At 37.8% G+C, this 25589-nt stretch carries 22 protein-coding genes; 8 read left to right on the forward strand and 14 right to left on the reverse strand.

What is annotated here, in order from left to right; translation table 11 throughout:
• Positions 1-424: 424 nt before the first annotated feature.
• Positions 425-1327 carry an SDR family NAD(P)-dependent oxidoreductase gene (locus AC3E9U_RS12045; RefSeq protein ID WP_488747164.1) on the forward strand — a complete coding sequence of 301 codons (903 nt, stop codon included), beginning with the start codon at positions 425-427 and terminating at the stop codon, positions 1325-1327.
• A 161-nt stretch (positions 1328-1488) separates the two neighbouring features.
• Here AC3E9U_RS12045 and AC3E9U_RS12050 read toward each other — a convergent pair whose 3' ends face one another.
• Positions 1489-2070 carry a MiaE family protein gene (locus tag AC3E9U_RS12050; RefSeq protein WP_488747165.1) on the reverse strand — a complete coding sequence of 194 codons (582 nt, stop codon included), beginning with the start codon at positions 2068-2070 and terminating at the stop codon, positions 1489-1491.
• 69 nt (positions 2071-2139) lie between these two features.
• On the opposite strand from AC3E9U_RS12050, the gene AC3E9U_RS12055 reads away from it, so the two are divergent.
• Positions 2140-3387, forward strand: a complete 1248-nt coding sequence (locus tag AC3E9U_RS12055) for a glycosyltransferase (protein WP_488747166.1) — start codon at positions 2140-2142, stop codon at positions 3385-3387.
• Between the two features lie 27 nt (positions 3388-3414).
• Here the strand turns inward: AC3E9U_RS12055 and AC3E9U_RS12060 are convergent, their stop codons facing one another.
• The 4 genes from AC3E9U_RS12060 to AC3E9U_RS12075 are packed head-to-tail and all read right to left on the reverse strand — an operon-like array spanning position 3415 to position 11029.
• On the reverse strand, positions 3415-5388 hold the full coding sequence (locus AC3E9U_RS12060) for a DUF3857 domain-containing protein (protein ID WP_488747167.1): 1974 nt from the start codon (positions 5386-5388) through the stop codon (positions 3415-3417).
• A complete protein-coding gene (locus tag AC3E9U_RS12065; protein ID WP_488747168.1) occupies positions 5385-7316 on the reverse strand; it encodes a DUF3858 domain-containing protein in 1932 nt (643 codons plus the stop codon). The genes AC3E9U_RS12060 and AC3E9U_RS12065 overlap by 4 nt, the downstream gene beginning before the upstream one ends.
• Positions 7291-10560, reverse strand: a complete 3270-nt coding sequence (locus tag AC3E9U_RS12070; RefSeq protein WP_488747169.1) for a tetratricopeptide repeat protein — start codon at positions 10558-10560, stop codon at positions 7291-7293. The genes AC3E9U_RS12065 and AC3E9U_RS12070 overlap by 26 nt, the downstream gene beginning before the upstream one ends.
• Before the next feature lie 25 nt (positions 10561-10585).
• A complete protein-coding gene (locus AC3E9U_RS12075) occupies positions 10586-11029 on the reverse strand; it encodes a DUF4268 domain-containing protein (RefSeq protein ID WP_488747170.1) in 444 nt (147 codons plus the stop codon).
• A 78-nt stretch (positions 11030-11107) separates the two neighbouring features.
• Between AC3E9U_RS12075 and AC3E9U_RS12080 the strand changes: the two genes are divergently transcribed.
• Both AC3E9U_RS12080 and AC3E9U_RS12085 read left to right on the forward strand, forming a co-directional pair.
• Entirely contained in the window at positions 11108-11749 is a 642-nt protein-coding gene (locus AC3E9U_RS12080) for an NUDIX hydrolase (RefSeq protein WP_488747171.1), read from the forward strand.
• A 51-nt stretch (positions 11750-11800) separates the two neighbouring features.
• Complete coding sequence (locus AC3E9U_RS12085) at positions 11801-12616, forward strand: lysophospholipid acyltransferase family protein (RefSeq protein ID WP_488747172.1); 816 nt, start codon at positions 11801-11803, stop codon at positions 12614-12616.
• A gap of 52 nt (positions 12617-12668) precedes the next feature.
• On the opposite strand, the gene AC3E9U_RS12090 is transcribed toward AC3E9U_RS12085, so the two are convergent.
• The 8 genes from AC3E9U_RS12090 to AC3E9U_RS12125 form a co-directional block, all read right to left on the reverse strand.
• Positions 12669-13505 carry a GIN domain-containing protein gene (locus tag AC3E9U_RS12090; protein WP_488747173.1) on the reverse strand — a complete coding sequence of 279 codons (837 nt, stop codon included), beginning with the start codon at positions 13503-13505 and terminating at the stop codon, positions 12669-12671.
• An 87-nt stretch (positions 13506-13592) separates the two neighbouring features.
• Entirely contained in the window at positions 13593-15836 is a 2244-nt protein-coding gene (locus tag AC3E9U_RS12095) for a M1 family metallopeptidase (protein ID WP_488747174.1), read from the reverse strand.
• 141 nt (positions 15837-15977) lie between these two features.
• Positions 15978-16718 carry a head GIN domain-containing protein gene (locus AC3E9U_RS12100; protein WP_488747175.1) on the reverse strand — a complete coding sequence of 247 codons (741 nt, stop codon included), beginning with the start codon at positions 16716-16718 and terminating at the stop codon, positions 15978-15980.
• A 40-nt stretch (positions 16719-16758) separates the two neighbouring features.
• Complete coding sequence (locus AC3E9U_RS12105; protein ID WP_488747176.1) at positions 16759-17826, reverse strand: M23 family metallopeptidase; 1068 nt, start codon at positions 17824-17826, stop codon at positions 16759-16761.
• 7 nt (positions 17827-17833) lie between these two features.
• Positions 17834-19561: a PspC domain-containing protein gene (locus tag AC3E9U_RS12110; protein WP_488747177.1), complete on the reverse strand. Its 1728-nt coding sequence runs from the start codon at positions 19559-19561 to the stop codon at positions 17834-17836.
• Between the two features lie 5 nt (positions 19562-19566).
• Entirely contained in the window at positions 19567-19896 is a 330-nt protein-coding gene (locus tag AC3E9U_RS12115; RefSeq protein ID WP_465094564.1) for a PadR family transcriptional regulator, read from the reverse strand.
• 104 nt (positions 19897-20000) lie between these two features.
• Positions 20001-20453, reverse strand: coding sequence for a DUF4870 domain-containing protein (locus AC3E9U_RS12120; protein WP_488747178.1), 453 nt, complete (start codon positions 20451-20453; stop codon positions 20001-20003).
• Between the two features lie 267 nt (positions 20454-20720).
• On the reverse strand, positions 20721-21164 hold the full coding sequence (locus AC3E9U_RS12125; protein ID WP_488747179.1) for a hypothetical protein: 444 nt from the start codon (positions 21162-21164) through the stop codon (positions 20721-20723).
• Between the two features lie 223 nt (positions 21165-21387).
• Here AC3E9U_RS12125 and AC3E9U_RS12130 point away from each other — a divergent pair, with 223 nt between their 5' ends.
• Both AC3E9U_RS12130 and AC3E9U_RS12135 read left to right on the forward strand, forming a co-directional pair.
• The gene (locus AC3E9U_RS12130) at positions 21388-21840 is read left to right on the forward strand and encodes a DUF4442 domain-containing protein (protein WP_488747180.1); all 453 of its coding nucleotides are present in this window, start codon (positions 21388-21390) and stop codon (positions 21838-21840) included.
• Between the two features lie 81 nt (positions 21841-21921).
• The gene (locus AC3E9U_RS12135; RefSeq protein WP_488747181.1) at positions 21922-22827 is read left to right on the forward strand and encodes a TIGR01777 family oxidoreductase; all 906 of its coding nucleotides are present in this window, start codon (positions 21922-21924) and stop codon (positions 22825-22827) included.
• Positions 22828-22882: 55 nt separating this feature from the next.
• Here AC3E9U_RS12135 and AC3E9U_RS12140 read toward each other — a convergent pair whose 3' ends face one another.
• On the reverse strand, positions 22883-23542 hold the full coding sequence (locus AC3E9U_RS12140) for a YceI family protein (protein WP_488747182.1): 660 nt from the start codon (positions 23540-23542) through the stop codon (positions 22883-22885).
• A gap of 185 nt (positions 23543-23727) precedes the next feature.
• Between AC3E9U_RS12140 and AC3E9U_RS12145 the strand changes: the two genes are divergently transcribed.
• Together AC3E9U_RS12145 and dnaJ are read left to right on the forward strand one after the other, a co-directional pair.
• Entirely contained in the window at positions 23728-24288 is a 561-nt protein-coding gene (locus AC3E9U_RS12145) for a nucleotide exchange factor GrpE (RefSeq protein WP_488747183.1), read from the forward strand.
• Positions 24289-24316: 28 nt separating this feature from the next.
• On the forward strand, positions 24317-25444 hold the full coding sequence (gene dnaJ / locus AC3E9U_RS12150) for a molecular chaperone DnaJ (RefSeq protein WP_488747184.1): 1128 nt from the start codon (positions 24317-24319) through the stop codon (positions 25442-25444).
• The last annotated feature ends 145 nt before the right edge of the window (positions 25445-25589 follow it).

The raw sequence follows: 25589 nt of genomic DNA on the forward strand, positions 1-25589 counted from the left end.
GGCTGAAAAGCCGGGGTTATTTTTTTATAGGTGCAGCGTGTCGCCCTTTGGGCTCGATCCGCCGCCTTTCTTTTGAAAACCCTATCCAAACGGATAGGGTTTTTTGTTTTATACCGGTTTTGGTTTTAGGAAGAGTTAAAAGTACCTGAAAACCACCAGACTTCCTCCTTTTAATTTCAAAACCTTTTTTTGACCCGAGACTTTAAACCGATCAGACGAACCAAAATCTCATTCATTTACTTACATAGGTTTTTGTTTTTGTTCAATTGGCCAATTAAACATCACCAGCCATCTATCAAAAGTAATCCTCTTAATTGCGTTTTTTAAAACTGTTTAACGATTGTATTGGTCTGTTGGACTAATTTCTGAAGCTTCTCTTACAACTAATTCTTAAATTGTTGTATAGAAAATATATTATAAATGAATGAGAGCTCCTATTTGCTTCATACTGCTTTTCCTAATTGCGTTGCGCGTGAGTGCACAGAATGACGCTTTGAGTCTTCTTCGCGAGGTTGATTCCTTAAACTATCCGGCTGATGCGAAAAATAATAATTTAGATTATGCGGTAGTCGCTGGTGGCAGCAAAGGAATTGGTTATGCCATTGCTGAAGCACTTGCGAAGCGAAACTATAACTTAATATTGGTTGCCCGCCATCAGGGACCACTTGATAAGGCAAAGGAAAACCTTGAAAAAAATTATAAAATCCATGTCGAGTTATTACGTCTGGATTTGGAACACGAAACGACTGCCGATTCCATTGCGAGCTGGTGTACAAAAAAAACTATTCGATTAAAAATGTTATGCAATGTAGCCGGACTCGGTGGGCCGCGAGATTACTTAAGCCTACCGCTGGATTCCCTGCGCTACATGGTGCGTCTTAACGTGGAATCCTGCATGGCGCTTTCCTTAACGTTGCTGCCTATCTTGGAAAAGAATGCGCCCTCTTACATTATGAACGTAGCCAGTATGGCTGGACTTGCGCCAATTCCCAATAAGAACATGTACTCAGCGACGAAATCGGCGGTGGTTTTCTTTAGTTATTCGTTGCGGCATCAGTTGCGCAGCAAGGGTGTTAGCGTCAGCGTGCTTTGTCCCGGGCCGGTGTTTACTAAACCCGAAGTCGAAAAATATACCCGGGAAAACCTTGGTTGGTTTGGGATGCAGATGGCTGTTCCTCCAGAGCGGGTAGGCGAAATTGCGGTGCGGAAGACGCTAAACCAAAAAATGATGATTGTCCCCGGAACGCTTTCCAGCATCAGCTCATTTATTATTAGGGTACTGCCGCGAAGGTGGGTGGTAGCTTTGTATGGTACTGCTGAAAAATAGAAATGAAATTTGATAAAAACCGACGGATTACAAAAATATGCGTGAGGGATAGGAGCGGCATCCTTTTATGGAGCTTGCGGAATAAAAGATAGAGCGGATAGCCCGGCCGACTGGACACGCCAAAAAAAAACAATCCGAAATGAATTGTTTTTATATTCTTTTTATCCATGTACAGTTTCCTGTTTTCCATAGTTTGTTATAATGCTGGCTTCATAATCCAACCATTCTTTCCATCTTTGGTCCACGTCGACTTTTTCGGAATATTTTTTGGCCAATTTTAGAAAAGTTGTATAATGTCCGGCCTCACTAACCATCAGGTCGTGATAGAACTTGCCCAAATATTCGTCTTTGATATTTTGTGAAAGCACGCGGAAACGTTCGCAACTTCTTGCTTCAATCATAGCAGCAAATAACAATCGCTCTATTAAGGCATCGTTTCGGCTGCCGTCTCTTCTGGAAAATTTGAAAAGTTCGCTGACATAATTGTCTTTACGTTCCCTGCCTAATGTCAATCCGCGTTCCTTAATAATGTCGTGTACCATTTGAAAATGTTCCAACTCTTCACGAGCAATGCGTGTCATTTCAGAAACCAATTCCTCGTTTTCCGAGTTATTTACGATAATATATATTGCATTGGATGCCGCTTTTTGCTCGCACCAAGCGTGATCGGTTAATATTTCTTCAATATTTGATTCGACGATATTTACCCAACGTGGATCGGTCGCTAATTTTAAGCCTAACATTTCAAATTATTTTTATGCAAAATTAAGCTGTTTTTTGGATTTGTAAGTCAATGCGAAGTATTTTTGAGCATGCAGAATAAAAAACTCTTAATTGTAAGTTCGGTTTGGGTCGAACCGAAATCTTCCGCTGCCGGAAGCCGGATGTTACAACTGATTCATCATTTTCAGGAATGCTGTTATGATATTACTTATACGAGTACTTCGATAGGGTCGGATTTTGCATTTGATCTTACCGCAATAGGGGTAGCGAGTCAGGTTATTAGAATGAATTGTTCCAGTTTTGACAATTTTATAAGTGAATTAAAACCTGACGTTGTTCTTTTTGATCGTTTCATGGTTGAAGAGCAGTTCGGTTGGCGTGTTTCCAAATGTTGTCCGGATGCTTTGCGACTTTTAGATACCGAAGACCTACATTGCCTTCGCGATGCCCGAAGAGAAGCTTATAAGAAAGGCATAGAATTCTCGACGGATCTTTTGTTTTCCGATGTAGCCAAAAGAGAAATTGCCAGCATCTTTCGTTGTGACCTAACATTGATGATTTCCGAATTTGAAATGGAATTACTGCAGAATTTTTTTAAAGTAGATGAGAGCTTATTGTTCTATTTGCCGATACTGGTTGAAGAATCAGAAGTGCAGAAATTTTCGAAGAGATTATCATTCGAAAACCGAACCGATTTCGTTTTTATAGGGAACTTTTTGCATGAACCCAACTGGAATTGCGTACAGGTTTTGAAAAAGGAAATTTGGCCCATTCTTAGTAAAAAAGTCCCAAATGCTAACTTGTTTATTTATGGAGCATATCCTTCCCAGAAGGTTTTTCAGTTAAACAATCCCAAAGAGCGTTTTTTTATCAAGGGACGCGCTGAAGATGCGGTTGTAGTTATTGAGAATGCAAGGGTATTGTTAGCGCCTATTCGTTTCGGAGCCGGGATAAAAGGGAAGTTGCTCGAAGCAATGCTTTACGGCACGCCGTCTGTTACCACATCAGTTGGGGCCGAGGCCATGTCCGGTTATTTTTCGTGGAATGGTTTTGTGGAAGATGAAAATGTCAATTTTGTTGACAAAGCTTTTGAACTGTATGCCAATGAAATCAACTGGAGCCAAGCGCAAACAAATGGTTTTGAGATCATCAAAAACAGGTTCGTAGCAGGCGATTTTTTGAAGAATTTGGAAGCTAAGCTGGACGAACTTCTTTTCGATCTGCAAAGTCACCGGAAGCAAAATTTCATCGGTGCGATGTTACATCATCATACCATGCAGAGTACACATTATATGACAAAATGGATTGAATTCAAGAATGCAAATGCCGTTAAATAAAAAAGCTGCCCTAAGGCAGCTTTTACTTTATTTCTGAGCCAGTACTAAAACAATTTTGTTGAAGTCTGCTGCGGCATTAATTACCGTTTTATAATCTTCAAATTTGTCTAAAGGATAGTTCACAACATTGTAATATTCGACATTCTCGATTGTAACTTCATTACCTGCTTTGGTATAGGTACTTTTAAACTGGGCTTCTGTTTTATTGTCTAAGACCAAAGTTTTGTTCATGTTTATTTTGTCCAGATTTTTAGTGTCTACATTAGCCGGAAGAATCACTTTTATCTTTCTGGTGTATGCATGAGGATAATCGATTTCGATTGGTAATAACCTTTTGTTTTGCTGGTAAAGCTCCATTTGCTTCCCGATAACCAATCCTAATGATAAAAGATAGTTGTTGCCTGCTTTTTGAACCAATTCGTTACCCGAATATTTGAATTCCAAAAGGAATGGATTTTTACCCACATTAGCTGTACCTTCATTAGCCGTTTTGAAATTTTCGTTCTCCTTTTTATTGGTGTAATTTTCGATTACCGAATTAAAAATCGTTTTGTAATCGTCATTGGAAACAAAATCTTTTATCGGTTGTAAATTCATGGCCGAATACCCCCCGTACGAAAATTTAGAACTTACCGTAGGATTCTCGATATCTTTTGATAAGTCGATAGTGATTTCCATTGTATCGGTTGTCAATTCGGTTCCCGGAAGGGTAATGAATTTAATTTCACTAACACCCATAATCGTACCTGCAAATTCTTTTGACTTAATGAATAAACCATTGTTGTTTCCTAACTGAGCCGGGAATAATGGAACTCTATATTCAATTTCAGTAGGCGTCATGAATTTGTTTATGGACGGGAAATAAATCAATAGTTCGTCCAGATTTTCATAACTTTCGAATTCTTTGTCAAACGGAACAGCAGAACGCTCCGAAGTTAATACAATACTGTTTTCGATTTTAAAGTGATCAAAAATAGCGGTGTATAATTTTAAGATGTCAAATTGATTCGCCTGCTTGGTTTTGATAATTTCTCCCAGAGAACTTTTATTATCAACATACTGATCATAAACAACGGTTTTTTTAACCTTATCTTCAATATTCCAAATCAGTTCTTTGGTGTCTTTTGAACCTGGGATCGTTTTGCAGAAATCGGCGATAATTTTAGCATCTTTTTTCTCTAATGGCTGGTGCAATTTGTCGAAGATGTTCGATGCGAAAGTTTTATAGTTGTACAGGTTTTTTGATCCGTTAAAAAGATTTTCATCCAACTTGTAACGAATCATTTTTAAGGCCGCATTTCGGTTTGCATATTCCTCGTTTTTTTCAAGAGCGGGAATGTCATTTTCAGTCAGCATTACGACTTTTTTTGATTCGAATTTTTTCTCATCCAAAGTAACTTCCTTCAAACCGTTATAGGTTTTTGTCTTGAATATAAGATGTTCCGGATAGATTAATTCAAATGACATTTTTCCAATAACGTATTCATCCTGAAGTTTCACAGAATTTCCGTCTAAATCGGGAACTTCTTCTAAAATGAAAAACTTTTCAATGATGGCACCTTTTTCCAATCCTGTGATGGCAAAATAATTGTACTTTATGTTTCTTTCCTCATCAACTTCTTCTTTGATATCGGCATTATCAAATGTTATGACTTTTCCGTTTTTCAGAAAAACGCGAACTTTCTTAACCAAAAGGTTTTCATTACCGGTATGCGGGATGTAAACTCTGTTGTTTCGTTCGATGGCATCATCCGTGTTTACTGCAATTTTCTCGTGGAAAAGATAAAACTGTTTGGCCGATCCTTTGTCGTTTAACAACTCGATTTTAATATCGCGTTCAAGAATTACCTCATTTAAATTTTTGTATTTCTCGGGAACTTCCACTGCGGTTAGCTTTTCATCCCAATTGTAGTCTTTAAAGGTATAGTCCTGGGCAGTACCAGAGAAGGCATACAGGAAAAATGCGATGGAAAGCGTTTTTTTCAATAAGGTTCTTTTCATTTTTTAATTTTAAGGATTATCGACTCGTTATAGGCTTTTTTAAGATTCTTAATGGATTGGTTCCAAAGATCTTTTTCATTTTTATCAAAAAGGATTTTTTTGATTTTGATTTTTGTGTTCAGTATAATTTTGTTATCCTTTTGCTCATAAGCAATTTCCACATCCATCAGATCATTGTTGAATGCCGTGTTTTTAGGAAGATACGAAACGGTATAACCTTTTGGAATTTCCAATTCATAGTTCGCATTGTTGTATGTTAGGAAATCCAGTTCGATCTTATATTTTCGGTCTTCTTCCAGCGTAAGGGTTTCAAAAGCTTTATCCAGATTCAGATTAACATAAATCTCGTCATCCACTTTAAGGACATAGTTTTCCAAGTCGAAATTATAAGCAACTTCATAAGGCTTGTCTTTATCAGTGATGTTTGCTTCGGTGTACTCTTTTAAATTGAATTTGTTATTTCCTTTAAGTACTAGGCTTTTGATCATGTCAAATCGTGTTTTTCCGGTTGCATCCCCAATCTGCATCAGATAATGTCCTTTGTTATAACCGAAGAAAGACAACGTTCCTTTTCCTGAAAGAACATCGTTGTTGATATTCAGTCTCAAAGTTTCCCTCACTTCATTTTTGGCAGACGACACTACTGGGACATTGATGATTTTAAATGTTCCGTTTTCGTCAACCAAGGCTTCTTTTCCCTGAATGAAGGAAGAAGGTGTTCCAAATTCGGTTTCTTTATCGGTTCCGTCCAGAAAAATATATTCGTTTCCTCTCTTATAAGTTGCGATCATGTGATCATCCACCGCCGGTGTGGCCAATTCAGAATAGGAGTAAGGTATTTCTCTGGTCCCGATCCAGGTAATATAAACGTTGTTGATGTTCGCCAAATGTGACATAGCCGTAATAATGCTGGCCATGTCTTTACAGTCCCCGAATTTTCGCTCGTAAACAAGTTTGGCTTCTCTCGGGATAAAACCTTCGTACCCTTGCTCAAAGGCTACATATTTGATGTTGTCTTTTACCCAGTAATAGATACTTTTTACTTTTTCACTTTCGGTTGTTTTGTCTGCAGTTATTTTTTCAACAAGTGCTTTTAAGGCTGGATCTTCCGTTTTGTTCAGGTTGTTTACAAAACCGCGATAATAGGAATACAATTGTGCCACATCGTCCAATACTTCTGTTTTTTTTCCGTCAACGGTATAATCTTTAATGTATACGTCGATATGAGGAACAAAATATAAAAAGCCGGGGGCGAACTCTTCCGATTTCAAAGGTTTTATGTTTCGGAGTGTCCATTTATAATATATTTTACCTTTTTTCTCGGTCTTTGTGAATTCGATCTTGTTTTCGGGATCATTAAAGATTTTATAACCGATGTTGATGTTTTTGTCCGTGGTAATTTCCAAAGAGGAATTCTCGATCGGCAGACCGCTTCCAAAAACAAATTTGTGCAACAGGTGCGGATCAACAAATTCCGTCGTGTAATTAAGTACTTTTTTAGCGCCGGTTTCAAGATTGGGGAAAATAACCTGTTTTTCCTTTATAGCGCTATGAAACACACTTCCGTCATCATGAAATTTCTCATTCGTTTGGGTTACCTTGATTTTCTTTTCTTTTCCATTTGTGTTAATAACGGAATAAGCTTCATAATCAACTAATTTAACCAGGTCGGAATGTGTAAAAGATTCTTTATTGTTATGGATGCCGATATCGGATAAAATCATCGTTTCGGAAAGGTTATCCTGCAATATCTTTAATTTATTATCCTCAATGGACATTTTATACGACTGGACGTCATTTAAAATAAGTTCATTGTAATCGGGATATTTAGTCTTGTACTCTTTTATCGTATTCTGACTGTAGGCATCAATACAAAATAGTACCGAGCCTACCACTGCCAGATTATTTAAGGATCTGTACCAATTCATTCGTGTCGTATTTTTTTGTTATTGCAGGTTTGTTGTCCTTGTACAGTATAACGTCGCCGTGTAAATTATTGTTTTTGTAGTTGGCAGTAATTGTTCGGTTGCCGTTTTCAGAAAAGTACTCCTGTAGCCCGTCAAAATCGCCGCCTTTTAATCTTTCCATTTTGTATACTTTTCCGTTCGGATAGTATTCAATTCGTTCTCCATCAGCAAAGTTTTTCTTGTAATTTGTTACAATTTCCGGCTTCCCTTCCACATTGTTAATCACGAATTTACCTTCCCAACTTCCTTTGTCAAGGTTCAGTGCAGCGGCTAATTTTCCATTAGGATAGAACGAAGAGATTTCTGCTGTTTCGTTGATGATCTCCACTTTATCATTCAGTTGACCATCTTTCCCTTTACGGATGTAATATTTCGCAGCATTATTTTTATAACCAACGATTAAAACCGCTTCTCCTTTTTGATTGTAATAAGTATAATCTCCTTCAAGCAGGTTGTCTAGTTGCGTATATTCAAATAGTTTAGCTTTATTATGGAAATATCGGATCGTTTTACCGAACTCTGCTCCAAAAATGAATTCATCCGTAATTCTCAGATTTCCGGCAAGATCATACTGTTTCTGAAGTCCGTGAAGCTTTCCGCAATACATCGGTCTTTCAAAAGACAGTTTACCGGCCGGACCGTAGAAATTAATATAGTTGTTTTGAGTTCCGTTTACAAACTCACCGTCTACAATAAGGTTGTTGTCCTTGTCTTTCTCAATATACTTTCCGTTAAAGTATCCGTTAACCATATCGTAATTTTCGGTTACCGTTCCATTGTACAGATTTATTGCAAAATTACCACTACGGTTTTTGTAGTCAATGGACGAGATAGGCTGACCATTCGTATCGAATCTTTTAAAGGAAGTAACTTCATCTTCTACATATGCAGTTTTTGATTTCAGTTTGCCGTTCAGCCAGTACTCTGTTTTTTCGCCAACTAACTCGTCATTTTTGTAAAAACCTTCAGTTTCTATGGTTCCGTCGGGAAATAAAGTAGCAAAAGGGCCGTTTTTTTCTCCGTTTTCAAAATAAATGTACTCGTCCTGAATACCGTACTCATAACTTTCATACAAGCCGTGCATTTTGTTGTCGGAATAATTGGCGATGGAATTTAAAGAACCCTCTCTGTAATATTCATAAGTTATCCCTTCCTGAACACCTTTTTTGTACGTTTCTTTGAATTTAACAACACCATTGGAATATTTTTGTTCCCACACATTGTTTTTAACTCCTTTTTCAAATTCACCGGTAATAAAAACGTCGCCGTTAAAGTTTTTCAGCTGTACCGGTTTTTTGTTGATGTTGATCGGTGTGGCTTTCGGCGTGTCTTTAGTGAATTGAACTGCGCTTTTCAACTCATTTTTCTTATATTTTGCTTCGAAATATTTGTTTTCGTTTTCGTCATAAGATACATAGGATTCTGATTCCCCTTTATCGCTGTATACCGTTTCTTTGGATTTTTTACCAGTCGGATAGTATTCGATTGATTTAAGAGGTTCTCCGTTTTGATAGGTCTCTTCCTCTTCAATAGTTCCGTTATGGTAGAATTTTTTTGAAATACCGTTAAGTTTTCCGTTCACATAGGTCATCTCCGACTGGATACTTTTCTTTCCGAAGTAAGTAGTATATTTTCCGTTTAATTCTCCGTTTGTGTAATTGCCTTCCTCAGTGATGTCTCCGATCTCATTGTATTTGGTATAAGGACCGTTAAGTTTTCCGTCAACATAAGTCAGTTGCGATTTTGGAGAACCGTTCGCATAGTAACAGCTTAATTTTCCGTTTTCCTTTCCGTCAGCAAAATTTAATTCGCATTGCTTTCCACCGTCAATGTGATAAGTAGACGAAATCCCGTCAAGTTTGTCATTCTTGTAATTTTCGACAGAACTGATATTCCCGTTTTCGTAGTACTCGGTTTTTTTTCCTTCAAGATTGTCGTTAACATAGTATCGTTCTTCGGTTAGCTGACCTTTACTGTTGAAATACTTCTGAATACCTTCCGAAAGATCGTTTTTGAAATTTAGCTCGCCGGTAATATTGCCGTATTCATCCAAAAGTTTGAACTTCCCTTCTTTTTTACCGTTAACATAAGAACCTACAAGATAAGGGACATTGTTTTTTAAATACATAAGAACTTCTTTCGTTTCGCCGAAATGTTCCGTTTTTCTTGTGGCAAACATTCTCCAGAAATCTTTTTCAATGTAGTTTTCCTGGAAACTTACAATGTCTTTTTTATGGGAAGTTATTTTTTTACCCAAATCATCTTCCAGACTCATTAAGATATAATAGGATAGTCCTTCAAAATAGTTCTTTTCCGCTACCTCTCTAATCCACGGAATGTATGTTGTTTCAAAGAAACCGTCACCCGATTTATGCTCTTTTGTATATTCGACAACCGCCTGAACCTGACGGATGACAGGATCATCAAAATCGGATTTTACTTTGTAAGCTTTTTTTAATGGCAGTTGGTTTCTTAAAATAACGTCGATTTCTTCGAAATTGTCACCTGTTTTTGAAAATACAAGTTTTCCTTTAGTCAAATAGTTTTCACCGAATTTTTCATTCAGTTTAAGAACGGCTTCTTTTGCATATTTTCCGTCCGGTGCCAGGGTTACGTAACTCAATAGTGCCAGAGTTCCTTCGGTAATATTTCCGTTTTCAAGGGCTAAAAAACCCAAGAAATAATGCGCGGAAGCAAGGTTCGGATTTAAAACGATAACTTTTTTGAGCAGGTCGATACTCTTCTGGGATTCTTCTTTTCGAATATAAAGGATCGCAAAATTGTACAGATAGTTGGCAGATCTGCCCAGATATTTTTCACCTTCAAGGAACATCTTTTCTGCTTCATCATAACGCTTGGCATCACTTAAATAATTGCCATAGAGTGTGTATAGGTTTGGCGATTGGGGAAACAAATCTTTTTTCTTTAAATCGTCAAGAAGTTTCTCAAAATCCTCATTTCTTTTCAGTGCATACAGGGAAAGCGCTTTTTCATATTGGGAATCAAGGAATCTGGGATCGGTTTTTGCAATCTTGTCAAATTCTTTTATGGATTCATCATATTTTTGATTTTCATACAAGGTTATTCCTTTTTTGATGATGGAATCATTCTGATAGACAAAGGAATAATCTTTTTCTGAGTAAGCGCTTTGTGCGTATACACCTGAGAATGACCCAAGGAGCATTATAATGGCTAGTTTTTTCATTTAACTGACGTAATGTGTTATTTTTTTATGTGTTGATTTCTAAATCGCGTATGTAGTCTTCGTATTCGTAAAAGAAACGTTCAAAGGCATCCATTTTTTCATAGAAAAAATCGAAAATTTCGTTCCAGGAATTTTTATTGAATAAACTGATACCGGTTTTTTCTACCCATATTTTACTGATGCATTTTCCGTTTTCGAGGAAATGATTTCTTTCAAAAATGGCATCTTCAAGGTATTCTTCCAATAAAATAGTTTTGAGTGATTCTATTTTTTCATAATAGATCTTTCTCTTTTCATCATCTTTCGGTTCAATATCGATCAGAACCTGAGCTTTTTTGTTATCTACATGAAATTTAAAAGTAAAATCTTTTATCTTAGTATCATATAAAATCCATTTCCTGGGATAGGCGTCGGCGAAAGCTGTCCAGAATTCCTTCTTTATTTGTTGTGCTTCTTCTTTGCTAAACATCTTTCTTGCAATAAGTGTTTGTTAAAACTAAATTTTGAGGTAACTTTATAGTTGGTTGTCTAAAAAAAACTAAATGTAATGGATTTTTCCGATTTTTTGAAATACATTCCAAAAATTGAAAAAGAAAAGTTACTATCCATAGAAGCGCACATGATAATGGCGCCTCTAGAGAGAGTCGCTTCGCTTACTTCGAAAGAATATCTTGACAAAGACCCTAAAAAGGCTGCTGTCATGATGCTCTTATACCCGAGAAATAACAAAGCGCATTTAGTTCTGATCGTGCGAAATTCTTACCCCGGAATCCATGCCTCCCAAATCGCTTTTCCAGGCGGAAAAGTGGAGCCCACAGATACCGATCTTCAGTTTACAGCACTTCGCGAAACCTATGAAGAAATAGGCGTGCAGCCCGACCGGATAAAGATAATCAAACCTTTTAGTGAACTGTATATACCGCCCAGCAATTTTTTAGTTTCGCCTTTTCTGGGTGTGGTTTATGATGAAATTACATTTATGCCAAGCCCGTACGAGGTGAAAAGGATATTGGAGTTGCCGTTGAGTGATCTGTTAGACGACAGTATTATCACAAAAGTGGTCATGTCTACGTCCTACGCGGAAAATATCAAAGTGCCTGTTTTCAATGTAGACAAGTACGTGGTTTGGGGCGCCACGGCCATGATGATGAGTGAACTTAAAGAAACCATCAAGAAAGTATTGCATTAGTACAGTTTTTCTTAAATTTGCTGACTTTTTTAGAAATTAATGTAAGGAATTATGGGATTGTTTAAAAGAAATCCTTTTGGGCATATACTTTTTATCAAGAAATGGCTGATTCGCGTTTTTGGTGCGATGACCCATAGGCGTTATCGCGGTTTCAACGAGTTGCACATAGAAGGTTCTGAGATTATCAAAAACTTACCGGAGACCAATGTTCTTTTTATTTCAAATCATCAGACTTATTTTGCTGATGTTGTTGCCATGTTTCATGTTTTTAATGCCAGTTTAAAGGGCCGACATGACAACATTAAGAACATTGGCTATTTGTGGAACCCCAAGCTTAACATTTATTATGTGGCTGCCAAAGAGACCATGGAGGCCGGCTTGTTGCCAAGGATTTTGTCTTATGTAGGCGCCATTACGGTTGAAAGAACTTGGCGATCGGGAGGTAAAGATGTAGCTGAAAACGAGAAAAAAGAAGTAAATCCCAATGATACCGAAAATATCAAAATTGCATTGGAAGATGGCTGGGTCATCACTTTTCCGCAGGGTACAACAAAATCGTTTAAACCGGTCCGAAAAGGTACCGCACATATCATAAAACAACATAAACCACTTGTGGTTCCGATTGTGATCGATGGTTTCCGCCGCTCATTTGACCGAAAAGGTCTGCGGTTAAAGAAAAAAGGAATTCTGCAATCATTTATCGTTAAAGAGCCGTTGCAAATCGATTATGAAAACGAAACGATTGATGAAATTGTGGAAAAAATCGAATTCGCAATAGAACAGCATCCTTCCTTTCTGAAAGTGATTCCAAACGAAACATTGGAGGAAATGAAAGAACTGGACAGACAGCGACAATGGAATTATTAATAAAAAAACACCTGCTTTAACAGGTGTTTTTTTTTATGTTGCGTGAACTGAATTACTGAACCTGTTTCTTATACAGTGTTGCATTGTCCGCAAAATTGATCATGTTCACTTTTGGAGCTCCATATAATTGGATTTCTGATTTTCCGGTTGCCGTAATGCTGATGTTTTTAGTAGCATTTACATTTGCATTAGAGTAGGATTCTGCCACTAGTTCCATGTCCGAAGCTACCAGCTTTTTTGCGGTCAGATTGGAATTGTTATCCAGTCTGATTTTAGCCGTTCCGGCTTCTCCTTCCACATTGGCAGTGGTTTTTTGATAAAGATCCAATTTTAAATTCTGCGTAGTTACCAAGGCTTTTAATTCGGCATTCTTGCTTAATTCCAAAGTTGCAGATTCCGATTTTACATTTAATTCTGCTTTCGATTTATCATTCATCAATAAAGTGAAATGAGTCGATTTTACATTCAGGTACGACTTTGAATAATCGTAGTTTTTCACCGTTATTTCTTTTAACTGTAAATCGGCCAATGAATTTAATTGCGCTTCCTGTTTCAGGGTGATCAGCTTCAGATTATCCGTATAAGTTACTCGGACACTAAATTTCTTTGCCCCTGTAACTTCTTTGGTCGAACTCAAACGAAGCGCATTTCCAACCATTTCGTATTTTAAAACATCATGCAGGTTGTCGTCGGCTTCGATTTCAATGCTTTGTTTTTCACCTTTGATAATGAAAATTTCAAGGTTATCTTCAATTTCAAGACTTTCAAATGGCTCCACCTCTTTTTGTGTTACCGTCACTATTTTAGAACCTTTTATTTTTTCTTTTTTCTGGGCGAAACAAACCGTGGTCAGGGCTAATGTAATAAGTAGGAAGTACAGTTTTCTCATTGGGTTAGAATCTTTAGTTTTAACAAATATAAAAAAAAACATCAGCTATAACTGATGTTTTTTATTAGAAATTAAAAGAATTTGAGCTTATTTATCACGCGTGAAATCAAAGTTCTGTTCTCCGACTTTTAAATTGAAACCGGATTTAGTTTCGTTAAATTGAACTACTAATCCAGCTTGTTCGAATATGAATTTGTCTTTTCCTTTGTTTTCCAATGGAAGAGAAGGCTGTCCTTCCGAATTAATGATCAGATCCCCATCTTCTTGTGTGAATTTGATTTTGATCGGGATTTGCTTGCTGGAGAAATTTCCTGTGTATGGAGTTAGATCCGCCGATTTTTCAACTCCGTTTTTGGCTAATGTCCAGCTATTGTTCGCATCATTGATATCCGGCATGCTGTTTTCCGGATCAAGGATGATGCTTTCCAGCTCTTCAGTTGAATCGTGTCTGAATGTCCAGTCAACATTGCGTTGCCAGATATCAACCGGTAATTTTACTCTTGTAACTGCTCCGCTTTTTGTCTTGATATCCATCACTACAGGCATTGGCATTTTTTCCAGATTTGCAATGGTGATTAAAGCACCTTGTTTAGGATCGTTTTTAACATATTTCACTTTAGTAATTGCCTGATCCAGTTGCCAGTTATTGATGAACCAGCCTCTCCAGAACCAGCTCAGGTCTTCACCGGCCACATTTTCAATTGATCTGAAAAAGTCGTCCGGCATCGGGTGTTTGAAAGCCCAACGTTCAACATAGGTTCTGAATGCATAATCAAATCGTTCCGCTCCTAAAAGTTCGCGTAACATGTCTAATCCCGCTCCTGGTTTCTGATACGCAAGAAGTCCTAAATGCGCTTCTTTTAAATTATCCGGAGCACTTAATATCGGTTCGATGTTTGGATCAGTAAGTGTTTGAGATTCCTGATGCATATTGGTTTTCGGCTGTTTGTATTCGCCGTTGTTGAAATCTTGTGAACTGATTCCGTTAATGAATGTATTGAAACCTTCGTCCATCCACGCAAATAATCGCTCGTTGGAACCCACCACCATCGGGAACCAGTTGTGTCCAAACTCATGATCGGTCACACCCCATAAACCTTCGCCTTTTGATTTGTAATGACAAAATACAATTCCCGGATATTCCATTCCGCCAACATTCGCTGCTACGTTCACAGCGGCAGGGTAAGGATATTCAAACCATCTTTTTGAGTAATTTTCTATAGATGTTTTTGTGTATTCTGTTGCACGACCCCAAGCGGCGTTTCCGTTACTTTCTGCCGGGTAAGCACCAATCGCCAATGATTTTTTGCCGCTTGGTAAATTAATTCTTGCCGCATCAATAATGAAAGCCGCAGACGAAGCAAAAGATACGTCACGCGAATTTTTCATTTTGAATTTCCAGGTTAATGTTGGTTTTCCGGTAGGGCGGGAGGAAGGGTTTGAAATTTCTTCTTCAGAACGGATGATTACCGTTTTCTCGCTTTGTTTGGCCTGTTCCCAACGTTTTAGTTGTTCAGCAGTATAAACTTCTGAAGGATTTTGCAGTTCACCTGAAGCAACAATAATATGATTGGAAGGAGCCGTAATGGCCATTTCGAAATCACCATACTCTAAGTAAAACTCTCCGGCACCTAGGTACGGATGTGTGTCCCAACCACGAATATCATCATAAACGCACATTCTTGGGTACCACTGTGCCATTGCGAATATTTTTCCGTTTTTGGTATCTAAAACCCCCATACGGTCTGAACCTTCGATAGGCGAGATGAAAGAGAAGTTGATTTTTATCTTTACAGTTCCCCCGTTTGCTTTCAATTCCTGGGGAAGGATGATCTGCATTCGTGTATCGGAAATCGTGTATTTAACTTCTGTCTCAACTGTTTTTCCTTTTTGAACACTTACTATTGAAACGGATTTGATTTTGTGTCCACCGTCAAAAACCTGACCTCGGGCACCATTTCGGCTTCCCTTAACCGGGATCACGGCATTTCCGCGTGAATCTTTTTTAAACAGGTTCTGATCCAAGTGCATCCATAAAAAACCCATTTTGTCAGGACTGTTGTTGGTGTAAGTCAAAATTTCCGAACCGGTAATTTCATTTGTTTGTTCGTTCAACGTTGCTGTTAAACTGTAGTCGGCTCTGTTTTGCCAGTATTTTGCTCCGGGCTGACCACTTGCAGAACGCGTTTCAGTTCCGTCTTTTGTATAAAAGTTATTCCCGAAAGCATCATTGTAATTGTACTTTGAAGTCTTGGTGTCCTGTGCATTCACAAAAAAGCAACCCCAAAAAAAGAAGCTTAATGAAAATGCTTTTAAAATATTTTTTTTCATATTTAAATAGCGATATTGTTATTGGTTGGTTTTTTAAGTTAAGAATATATAAAAATAAGTAATTTCTGTACTCGTACAAATTTTTCAGAAAAAAAGAGGTTCTTATGTAAACCTCTTTAGTATTCCTTATTTTATAATAACTTAATCTGCATCTACACTGCCTCCTGAACTGATTTCTTTTCTCAGGTTTTGCGGTGTTTTGGTATAAGTGATAGAACTGCCGCTAGACGCTTTTGCTTCCAATAGAACTGTAGGCGCCACTTTTATAGAACTTCCACTTGTGGATTGAGCATCCATTTCGTTAACCATAAGGTTGTTTGCCACAATGTCGCTTCCGCTTGACGAATGTGCATAGGTTTTTAAAGCTTTTCCTCTTAAGTTTAGTTCACTACCGCTTGTTGATTCACAAGAAATGGTGTCCGATTCTATATCAACATCCATGTCGCTGCCGCTGCTGGTTTTAAGAGTGATTTTGGTTGCTTTTAAAACATTCAGTGATTTTAAACTGGAACCGCTGTTACTTTCCAAGCCTGCAATAACCGGCATTTGAACAATAATTTTTTTGGAAGTTACATCTTTGTACGTACTGTATTCGGAATCGATTTTCAATACACCACTGTCAATGGTTGTTTTAATGCCTTCCTGTAAATTATCGTCGGCTTCCACAATTACTGCGAATTTGTCGGATTGTTGTACTTCGCAGTCCAAACCGCGGCTTACTATGACTTTGTTAAAACCAGTCAGGTTTCGTACTTCTTTGGTTACGTTCCCGCTCCCTTTTATACTCTTGCCCAAGCTGATACTTGAGGTGCAGGAAGTAACTAGCGCAGCAACAACCGTCGCTATAACTATTTTTGTAATGTGAAAAACTAATTTTGTCATAACTGTTCGTTTTTTGTCCCAATAGCTATCGGGTGATGAATTATTTGCTTTGAATTATATCTCCGGTATTCACCGTTCCTTTTTTAATTTCTTTTTTGACTGAACCAAGAAAAAGAGAATAATCATTGAAATAGGAAGGGAGCCCTTCTGAATCATGATTGATGTTGTTTCTCATTTCAAAATGCAGATGCGGAAAAAATGAACTTCCGGAAGTTCCGATCTGTCCGATCTTTTGTCCTTTCTTAATTTTACTTCCGACTTTCAGTCCGCCACTGCTCAGATTTTTCAGATGCCCATACATGCTGTAGCTGTGGTCACTATGTTTGATTACGACATAGTTCCCGTAAAGCGCCAGCGGATTGGTTTTTAAACTTGGAACATCGAAAGTCTTATCGTCTTTCTGATTGTTTTCCAAAGTGACTATTTCCCCATCGGCTACTGCAAGGACATCGGTTCCGAATCCGAACCAGTCCGAATTATTGTCTCCTTTTCCACTGAATTGTTTTCCATCGGAATTCAAAACCACAAAGTCGTAAGCAAAGCGCATGAAATTGGCTTTGAAACCTAATTCCTTTATCGGTGCGAATTCGTAATCAAATCTTCTGTGATGCGAATTGAAATCGTGTCCGTCATACACCAGTAATTTTGATTTTAATGGCAGACTGAAATCAACAGCTTGATTGTAATCCATTGGTACCACTGTTTCTTTAACCTCAATTTCGTTGTTGAACGTGAAAGTGTATTCCAGTTTTTGAGTCAGCGGATTTACTTCGTGAAAAGGATTGAATATCAGGCTCTGAGAAACACCATTCCATATTCTGTTGGGAATGGTGTTTATGCTTGGAGCCGTACCGTTATTGTCTAAGAACTTTTGTTGGATCAACTGGTTGTTTTTGTCTAAGAGACGCACTTCCAGTTTGGTTAATTGCATTGTGTCTTTTGAACTGTTGCTGATGATGAAATCGAAATTAAGAGCGTTTTTCTCGCCTGTCTTTTCAATTATCGGACGTTCCGGCTTATGTTCAATTTTGATATGCTGTGCATTCGAAAAACAACCTGCAAATCCTAAGGTGATAGCTAAAAAATGTTTGATTGATGATGATTTCATTTTTTAGTTATTTTTTCTTTACTACCACTCCGTTTTCGTCTACTGTCAGGTTACCGGATTTTGTAGTTTCTGTATGGATGATTTCTCTTCCTCCAACTTTAACAGTAACTGTTTTAACGGTATCCTGATCTTTTTCAGAGATTCTTAAAATTTCGTCGTCTGAATCTTCGTCATTGTCTTCAGGGCAGTTCAGACATTTTAACTCACCGTCCTGAACTTTGTAATTGTAGCCTTCCGGTCCGTAGTAGTAATCGAAATCAGCATTACTTCCATCTAAATAGTGACTAACGTTTTCATCAGGAGCATAAACGATACCGTTCGGCAAGTATAAATATACTTCAACTTTTTGTTTTCTCAGTTTGTTTTTTACTTCAGTCAGTAAATAGTTGTCTAAAATTAACTGATTTCCAACGATTTTGAAATTATATTTGATTTTTTCTGCTCTTTTATTAGCTTCATCAAACGAACTTCCACTGGCGATTTTTTCAACCTGAATATAAGGATAAGCTTTATCAGTTTTTTTCAGGTGCAGACTAATTTCGTTGGAATATATCATTTCATTTCCGGCAGAATCCTGCTTGATTGTCCAATCGTCTCTGTCATTAACGTCTTTAGATAAGAAATCGTTGTTAACGAATCGGACTTTCAGTGTATCTGTGTTAGCAATTTGAATCTCGGCTTTCTCAACAACTTTTCCGCTCAAAGCCACTTTTCCGGCTTCTTTGATACCCAATGTTATTGCGAATCCTGTAGCGATTAGCCATATTGCCAGTAAACTGTATTTAGCCCCGCTTCCGATTGATTTTAAGTTGTTGATCAGCAATTTTAATCCTAAAAGAAGTAGGAAGAAAAGCGGAATACCAACTACAAGCAGTAATAATATTCCCTGAACCCAGAATGGTGTTTCAATTCCCAGTGGCGTTTCCATGAAATCAACGACTGCATTATCCGGTAATGAAGAAGAGAAAATCATTACAACAGAAGCAATCACAATTCCGATTAAGGCAGCACCTGCTGAAAATAATACGAAAGCTCCGATCAGTTTGGCAATCACTTTAAAGATTGTCATGAAAACATCTTCGATTGATGTGGCTACTCTTGTGGCTCCGTCTCTTGCTCCGTCTGCAATTTTTTTGTGATCTAAATTATTAATAGTTTCAGAGATTTCGCCAAACCCTTCCTTTACTTTTTTCTCTATGTTAGAAATAGTAATCGGTTGTCCGGTCATTTCCAGTTTTTCAGCTGTTGTTTTAGCTTCCGGTACTAAAATCCAGAAGATAATATAAGGGATGATTCCGATTCCCCAAGAGAAAAGAAGAATTACCATTATGATACGTAACCAAAGCGGATCAACTCCGAAATAGTGTCCGAAACCTGCCAAAACACCACCCAACATTCCTTTTTCTTTGTCACGGTATAATTTTTTAGAACGTGTTGGCGAAGCGTAAGAGTATGTCGTTTGCGTTGTTTCGTCTTCGATACGGTAATCTTCCGGTTGTCCCATTACGGCTATAATCTGGTCAATTTCTGTCAGGGAGATAACCTGTTTTTCGCTTGAAAGCTTTTCGGATAACAGTTCTGAAACCCTGCTTTCGATGTCGTTCATGATCTCGTCTCTTCCATCTGGAGAAAGGGAACGTTTTATAGCATCAAAATAGCGACTTAATTTTTGATAGGCGTCTTCATCAATATGAAAAGAAAAACCTCCTAAATTTATACTTACTGTTTTGTTCATGACTCTTAGTTTTGGCTGGTTATTGTGTTAACGGCACCTGCTAATTCATTCCAGGTTCCATTTAATTCTTTTAAAAATTCTTTTCCTTCATCGGTTAACCCGTAATATTTTCTGGGTGGTCCGGAAGTGGATTCTTCCCAGCGATAGTTTAACAAACCATCGTTTTTTAATCGTGTCAGCAGTGGATATACGGTTCCTTCAACTACTAACAGCTTTGCGTTTTTCAGTGTGTCTAAGATTTCGGAAGTATAGGCGTCTTTCTCTTTTAATACGGATAAGATGCAGAACTCTAAAACCCCTTTGCGCATCTGAGCTTTGGTGTTTTCAATGTTCATAGAATTTCTTTTTTTGTGATTAAACTGTTCATTTTCTGATTTTTTCCGCTACGCTCCAAACAGTTCGGCTGCGCCTCGGGTGATGATTGATGATGATCGATGATTTATTTTAAGAACGAGATGCTCATCGGATAGCGATAATTTTCTCCGTTGCTGTTTTTTACTGCGGCGTATATAACTAAGAAGAACTCTACTACTTTTAAGGTACAGAAAACAACTAATGATGTGATTGCAATGGCAAGTAATCCGGTGTTGTTTCCTGAGAATAATTGCTCGACTTCAAAATTTCCTCTGTCCAATTGGTCAAGTGTGATGTTATTGAACAGGGCTAGCAGAAAACAAGGTATGGCGATTACTGCTAATAATAAGGAGTACAATAACATGCTTAATTGAAAGTTCAGCGTTTGTTTCCCGTTGTAATCCACAAATTCCGATTTCTCTTTACGAAATGCCCAAATCAGGATTGGGAAAAAATAGTTGCCCAGCGGAATAAAATACTGTGTTAGCGTACTTAAGTTTACCAGGGTTGCTGTGTTTTTTTCAGTTACGGTTGTCATAATTTTTTTTGTTTTTGTCCGATAATATCGAACGGTGATTGATTTTGATTGATTTTTTTCCGCTACGCTCCATGCAATTCGGCTGCGCCTCGGGTGATGATTGATGATTGAAACTCTTTGATTGGCTTTTTGAACAATACTATTGATAGGCTATTAATTTCTTATACAAAGATAAGTCTAAAAGAAGATACCTTGCAATACATAGTACATATATTTAACAAATTTTTAACAATTAAATTTTGATTCTTTTAGTGCTGAAATTGGTCTTTATGATCTTTTGTATTTTTTTGAAGCGACAGGTAAAATGGCATTTAAATCGGAAGCTTCAATTATCTGGATGTCTTCTTGTATTCTTTCTTTATCAGTTTTTTCCATGCTGGCAGGAACTGTTTCTATGGCCAATTGAATTTGATTGTCTTCCGCTAAACTCTGGTCAGTATCTTGTCCGGCTGTCATATCGCTTTCGATGATCTGATTGTTATCAGCGATAATTTCTTCCATTGTTTTTTGGTAAGTCGGTACAGAGATTGTTTCGGGATTTCCTGGTGTGTTGCTCTTTCTGCCTGCTGTTAAAGAATTGCCGTTTGCGGCAGAGGCTAATGTTGTTTGTGCCAGACAATCGTCGTTAAAAGAAGATTGTTGTGCTAATGCTGAAATAACATTGGTAAAAGTTACTAAAGCGATTCCTAAAAAAATGATTGACTTTTTCATGATGATTGATTTTTTTATTTGATTGATTTGATTGATGATTGAAACTTAAATTAACCGGCTTTTCAAATAATACTATAGATTAGCTATTAATTTCTTATACAAAGATAAGGCTAAAAGAAGATACCTTGCAATACAAAGTACTAATAATTAACATAATTTTAACAATTATGATTTTATAATAGTAACCTGTATTTTTTCGTATATTAGCGTAAAATCAAGTGTTATGGAGATTTCGCCCTTTAAATTGAATGCTTTTTTGTTTTTTAATCTACCGTCTGCATTTTGGTGCGGTGTGCGTGTAAAACATATTTCCCCTGATAAATGTGTATCTTCTGTGAAACATCGCTGGTTCAATCAGAACCCATTTAATTCGATGTATTTTGCAGTACAGGCTATGGCCGCCGAACTAACAACGGGCGCTTTAGTGATGTATCAGATAAAAAGGAGCGAAAAGAATATTTCCATGTTGGTGGCCAATAATAAAGGCAACTTCACCAAAAAAGCCAAAGGGCGCATCACCTTTACCTGCGATGAAGGTCATTTGATTGCTGAGGCCATCCAAAGGACTATCGCCTCCGGAGAGGGGCAGACTTTCTGGATGAAATCAATCGGCAGAGACGAAAAAGGGGATCAGGTCTCGGAAATGGATTTTGAATGGAGCATCAAACTCAAGTAAATTCTGAATAAAAGTTAAACCTACCTTAATTAACATTTATTTTTGCTGCAAGCCGTTTAAATTTGTAATAAAAAGCTGAGAATGAAAGTTTTAGTTACAGGAGCAACTGGTTTGATCGGGAAGGAGTTGGTTTCGTTGCTCTTGCAAAACGGAATTGTCATACATTATTTAACCACGTCAGCCAGGAAGATAGAAAGCGAACCAAATTACCATGGTTTTTTTTGGGATCCTCAAAAAGGAATAATCGATGAGAATTGTCTTTTAGGGGTCGATGCAATTATTCATCTTGCAGGAGCCACCATCGCTAAACGCTGGACCGATTCTTATAAACAGGAGATAATCGAAAGTCGGATTCTGACTACCAATCTCCTATATAATGTATTGAAGAATAATCCCAACCAGGTAAAACAGATTGTGACGGCTTCGGCAATCGGTATATATCCAAGTAGTCTGACGACCTTGTATACTGAGGATAATCCAAATATCAGTCCGACCTTTTTAGGAGGTGTCGTAGAAAAATGGGAAGAAGTAATGGAAAAGTTTCACCGTTTAAATATTACGGTTTGCAAGCTGCGAATCGGTTTGGTTCTGGCAAATGAAGGTGGTGCTTTACCTCAAATGGTTAAACCTGTTAAATCGGGCATGGGTGCGGCTTTCGGAACGGGGAAACAAATGCAGTCCTGGATTCATATACATGATCTGGTCGGCATGTTCCTGCATGCGATCCAAAATAACTGGAGCGGCGTTTACAATGCGGTGGCGCCCCATCCGGTAACCAATTCGGAACTGATTAAAACAATTGCTGATACTTTGGATAAAGACATCTTTATGCCGAACGTACCGCAGTTTTTAATGAAGTTAGTTTTTGGAGAAATGCATATAGTGCTTTATGAAAGTCAAAATGTAAGTTGTCAGAAAGCTTTGGACGGAGGATTCGTATTCAAATATAAGATACTCGAAAAAGCGCTGGATAATTTATTAGCATAAAAAAAGCACCCATTTAGGATGCTTTTCGCGATTATAACGTAAGATGAATTAATAATTATTTTGTTGCTTTTACATTTATCTGTAAAATAATTTCGTCGTGAATAAGATTGTCTTTCAGCGTGCCGGCGACGGTTTTTGATCCATAGGTGATGTTCCAATAGGTTCGGTTTAATTGAAGGGTATCGCTTTTAAAATCTATTTCCTTGTCTGTTACTGCTATATTCGCTGGAAAATTCACAGCTTTAGTTACGTTTTTTATAGACAATGTTCCATAAACCACAGTTTTGCCCTTTTCCTCTTCAATTCTTCGGATTTGAAAAAAGCCTGTAGGATATTTATTTACATTAAAAAAATGATCTTCTTCGTTCTTATCTCCGGTTCCTTTTAAATGCGCTTCCAGATCTTCTTTACCGTCATCCGCTTTTAAGTCGGTTACGGTAATCGTGTTCATGTTGATCGTAAATTTTCCGCCAACTACTTTATTGTCTTTTACAATAAATTCACCGTCCTGAAGGTTCACTGTTCCCATATGTTTCCCTCCGGGTTTAGATCCCGACCAATTTACGACAGACGCACTGGTATTGGCCTTGTATATGGTGCCTTGGGCGGGCGCTCCCGTTTCAACAGTTTCCTGGTTTGTTTCGGCTTCCGACTTTTTACAGGAAACAGAAATCAGGGAGGCTGCTATCAAAAGGCTTAAAACAATTTTTCTCATAACTATGAATTTTTATGGGTTATACAAATCTATTTATACGTAATCAAAAACTTCTTAAAATTATATTAAAGTTAGATAAGATAATCGGTGTTTGCAATTTTTAAATGAAAAAAACGAATGACAAATTGACATTTTTAACTGCTTTGGCAATACATTTGCAGTCCAATTAGCGATACACGAAAATAATGTTAAAAAAAATATTTAAGAATATGGGCCAGGAAAGTACTGAAAACATGGAAAATGAACAGTTGAACAATGAAAATGTTTCAGAAAACCAGGAGATTGCAAATCCTGAATTGACTCCGGAAGAGCAGTTTGAGGAAGATTTAGCAAAAGAAAAAGATAAGTTTTTACGTTTATTCGCCGAATTTGAAAACTACAAGAAACGTACTTCAAAAGAACGCGTAGAGTTGTTTAAAACTGCCGGACAGGAAGTTTTACAGTCAATGTTACCGGTTTTGGATGATTTTGACAGAGCAATGGTTCAGATCTCAAAAACCGAAGACGAGAATCTTTTGAAAGGAGTTGAATTGATTTATGAAAAATTAAAATCAACATTGGTTTCCAAAGGATTGGAAGAGGTAGAAGTAAAAGCAGGTGATGGTTTTAACGCCGATTTTGCAGAAGCAATTACGCAGATTCCGGCCGGTGATGACTTGAAAGGAAAAGTGGTGGATGTAGTGGAAAAAGGATATAAACTAGGAGATAAGATCATTCGTTTTCCAAAAGTAGTGATTGGGCAGTAAGCCAAAAAAACCGAGATAATTCAAGCTGATGAAGAAACAAGATTTATACGAAGTATTAGGAGTTCAACGAGGAGCGACTCCGGAACAGATCAAAAAGGCTTACCGTAAAAAAGCACTTGAATTCCATCCTGATAAAAATCCGGGCGACAAAGTGGCGGAAGATAAGTTCAAAGAAGCTGCCGAGGCGTATGAAATTTTAGGCGATGCTGACAAAAAAGCACGTTATGATCAGTATGGTCATGCGGCATTCGAAGGAGCCGGCGGATTTGGCGGCGGTCATCACCATATGAACATGGACGATATCTTTAGCCAGTTCGGAGATATTTTCGGAGGTGCGTTTGGTGGCGGTTTCGGCGGATTTGGCGGAAACAGCGGCGGTCAGCGCAGAATGAAAGGGGGAAACCTTCGTATCAAAGTGAAACTAACTTTAGAAGAAATCGCCAACGGTGTCGAGAAAAAAGTCAAAGTAAAACGCAAAGTTCAGGCTCAGGGTGTTACTTACAGAACGTGTCCGACCTGTCATGGTTCCGGTCAGGTAATGAAAGTAACCAATACGATATTGGGAAGAATGCAAACTTCTTCTCCATGTCATACTTGCGGTGGAACCGGACAAATGATCGATACAAAACCATCTCAGGCTGATGCTCACGGAATGGTAATGGAAGATGAAACCGTTTCAATCAAAATTCCTGCAGGCGTTGTAGACGGAATGCAGTTGAAAGTTTCCGGAAAAGGAAATGATGCTCCGGGCGCAAACAGCATACCTGGTGATTTGATTGTTGTGATCGAGGAAGTTGAACACGAGTTTTTAAAGCGTGAAGGTGAGAACCTGCATTACGATTTGTATATCAGTTTTGCCGAAGCAGCTTTAGGAACGTCAAAAGATATTGAAGCAGTAGGTGGGAAAGTCCGAATTAAATTGGAAGAAGGTATCCAATCGGGAAAAATCCTTCGTCTGAAAGGAAAAGGAATTCCAAGCATCAACAGTTACGGAAGCGGAGATTTACTGGTTCACGTAAATGTATGGACACCGAAAAATTTAAATAAGGAACAAAAACAGTTCTTCGAGAAAGCGTTAACCGACGAAAATTTCGTTCCAAAACCTGAAAAAACAGACAAGTCTTTCTTTGAAAAAGTGAAAGATATGTTTTCATAATTTTTTTGTTGTTATGTTTTAGCATAGCAATTTTTTTCCCATCCTGACGTAAGTGAGGGTGGGTTTTTTGTGTAACAATCTAACACAATCAACAACTAATGCGTACTTTTACACACGCTAGGCTAAAAATGGCCGAAGTGATGAA

It is taken from the genome of Flavobacterium sp. 21.1 (genome assembly GCF_057801535.1).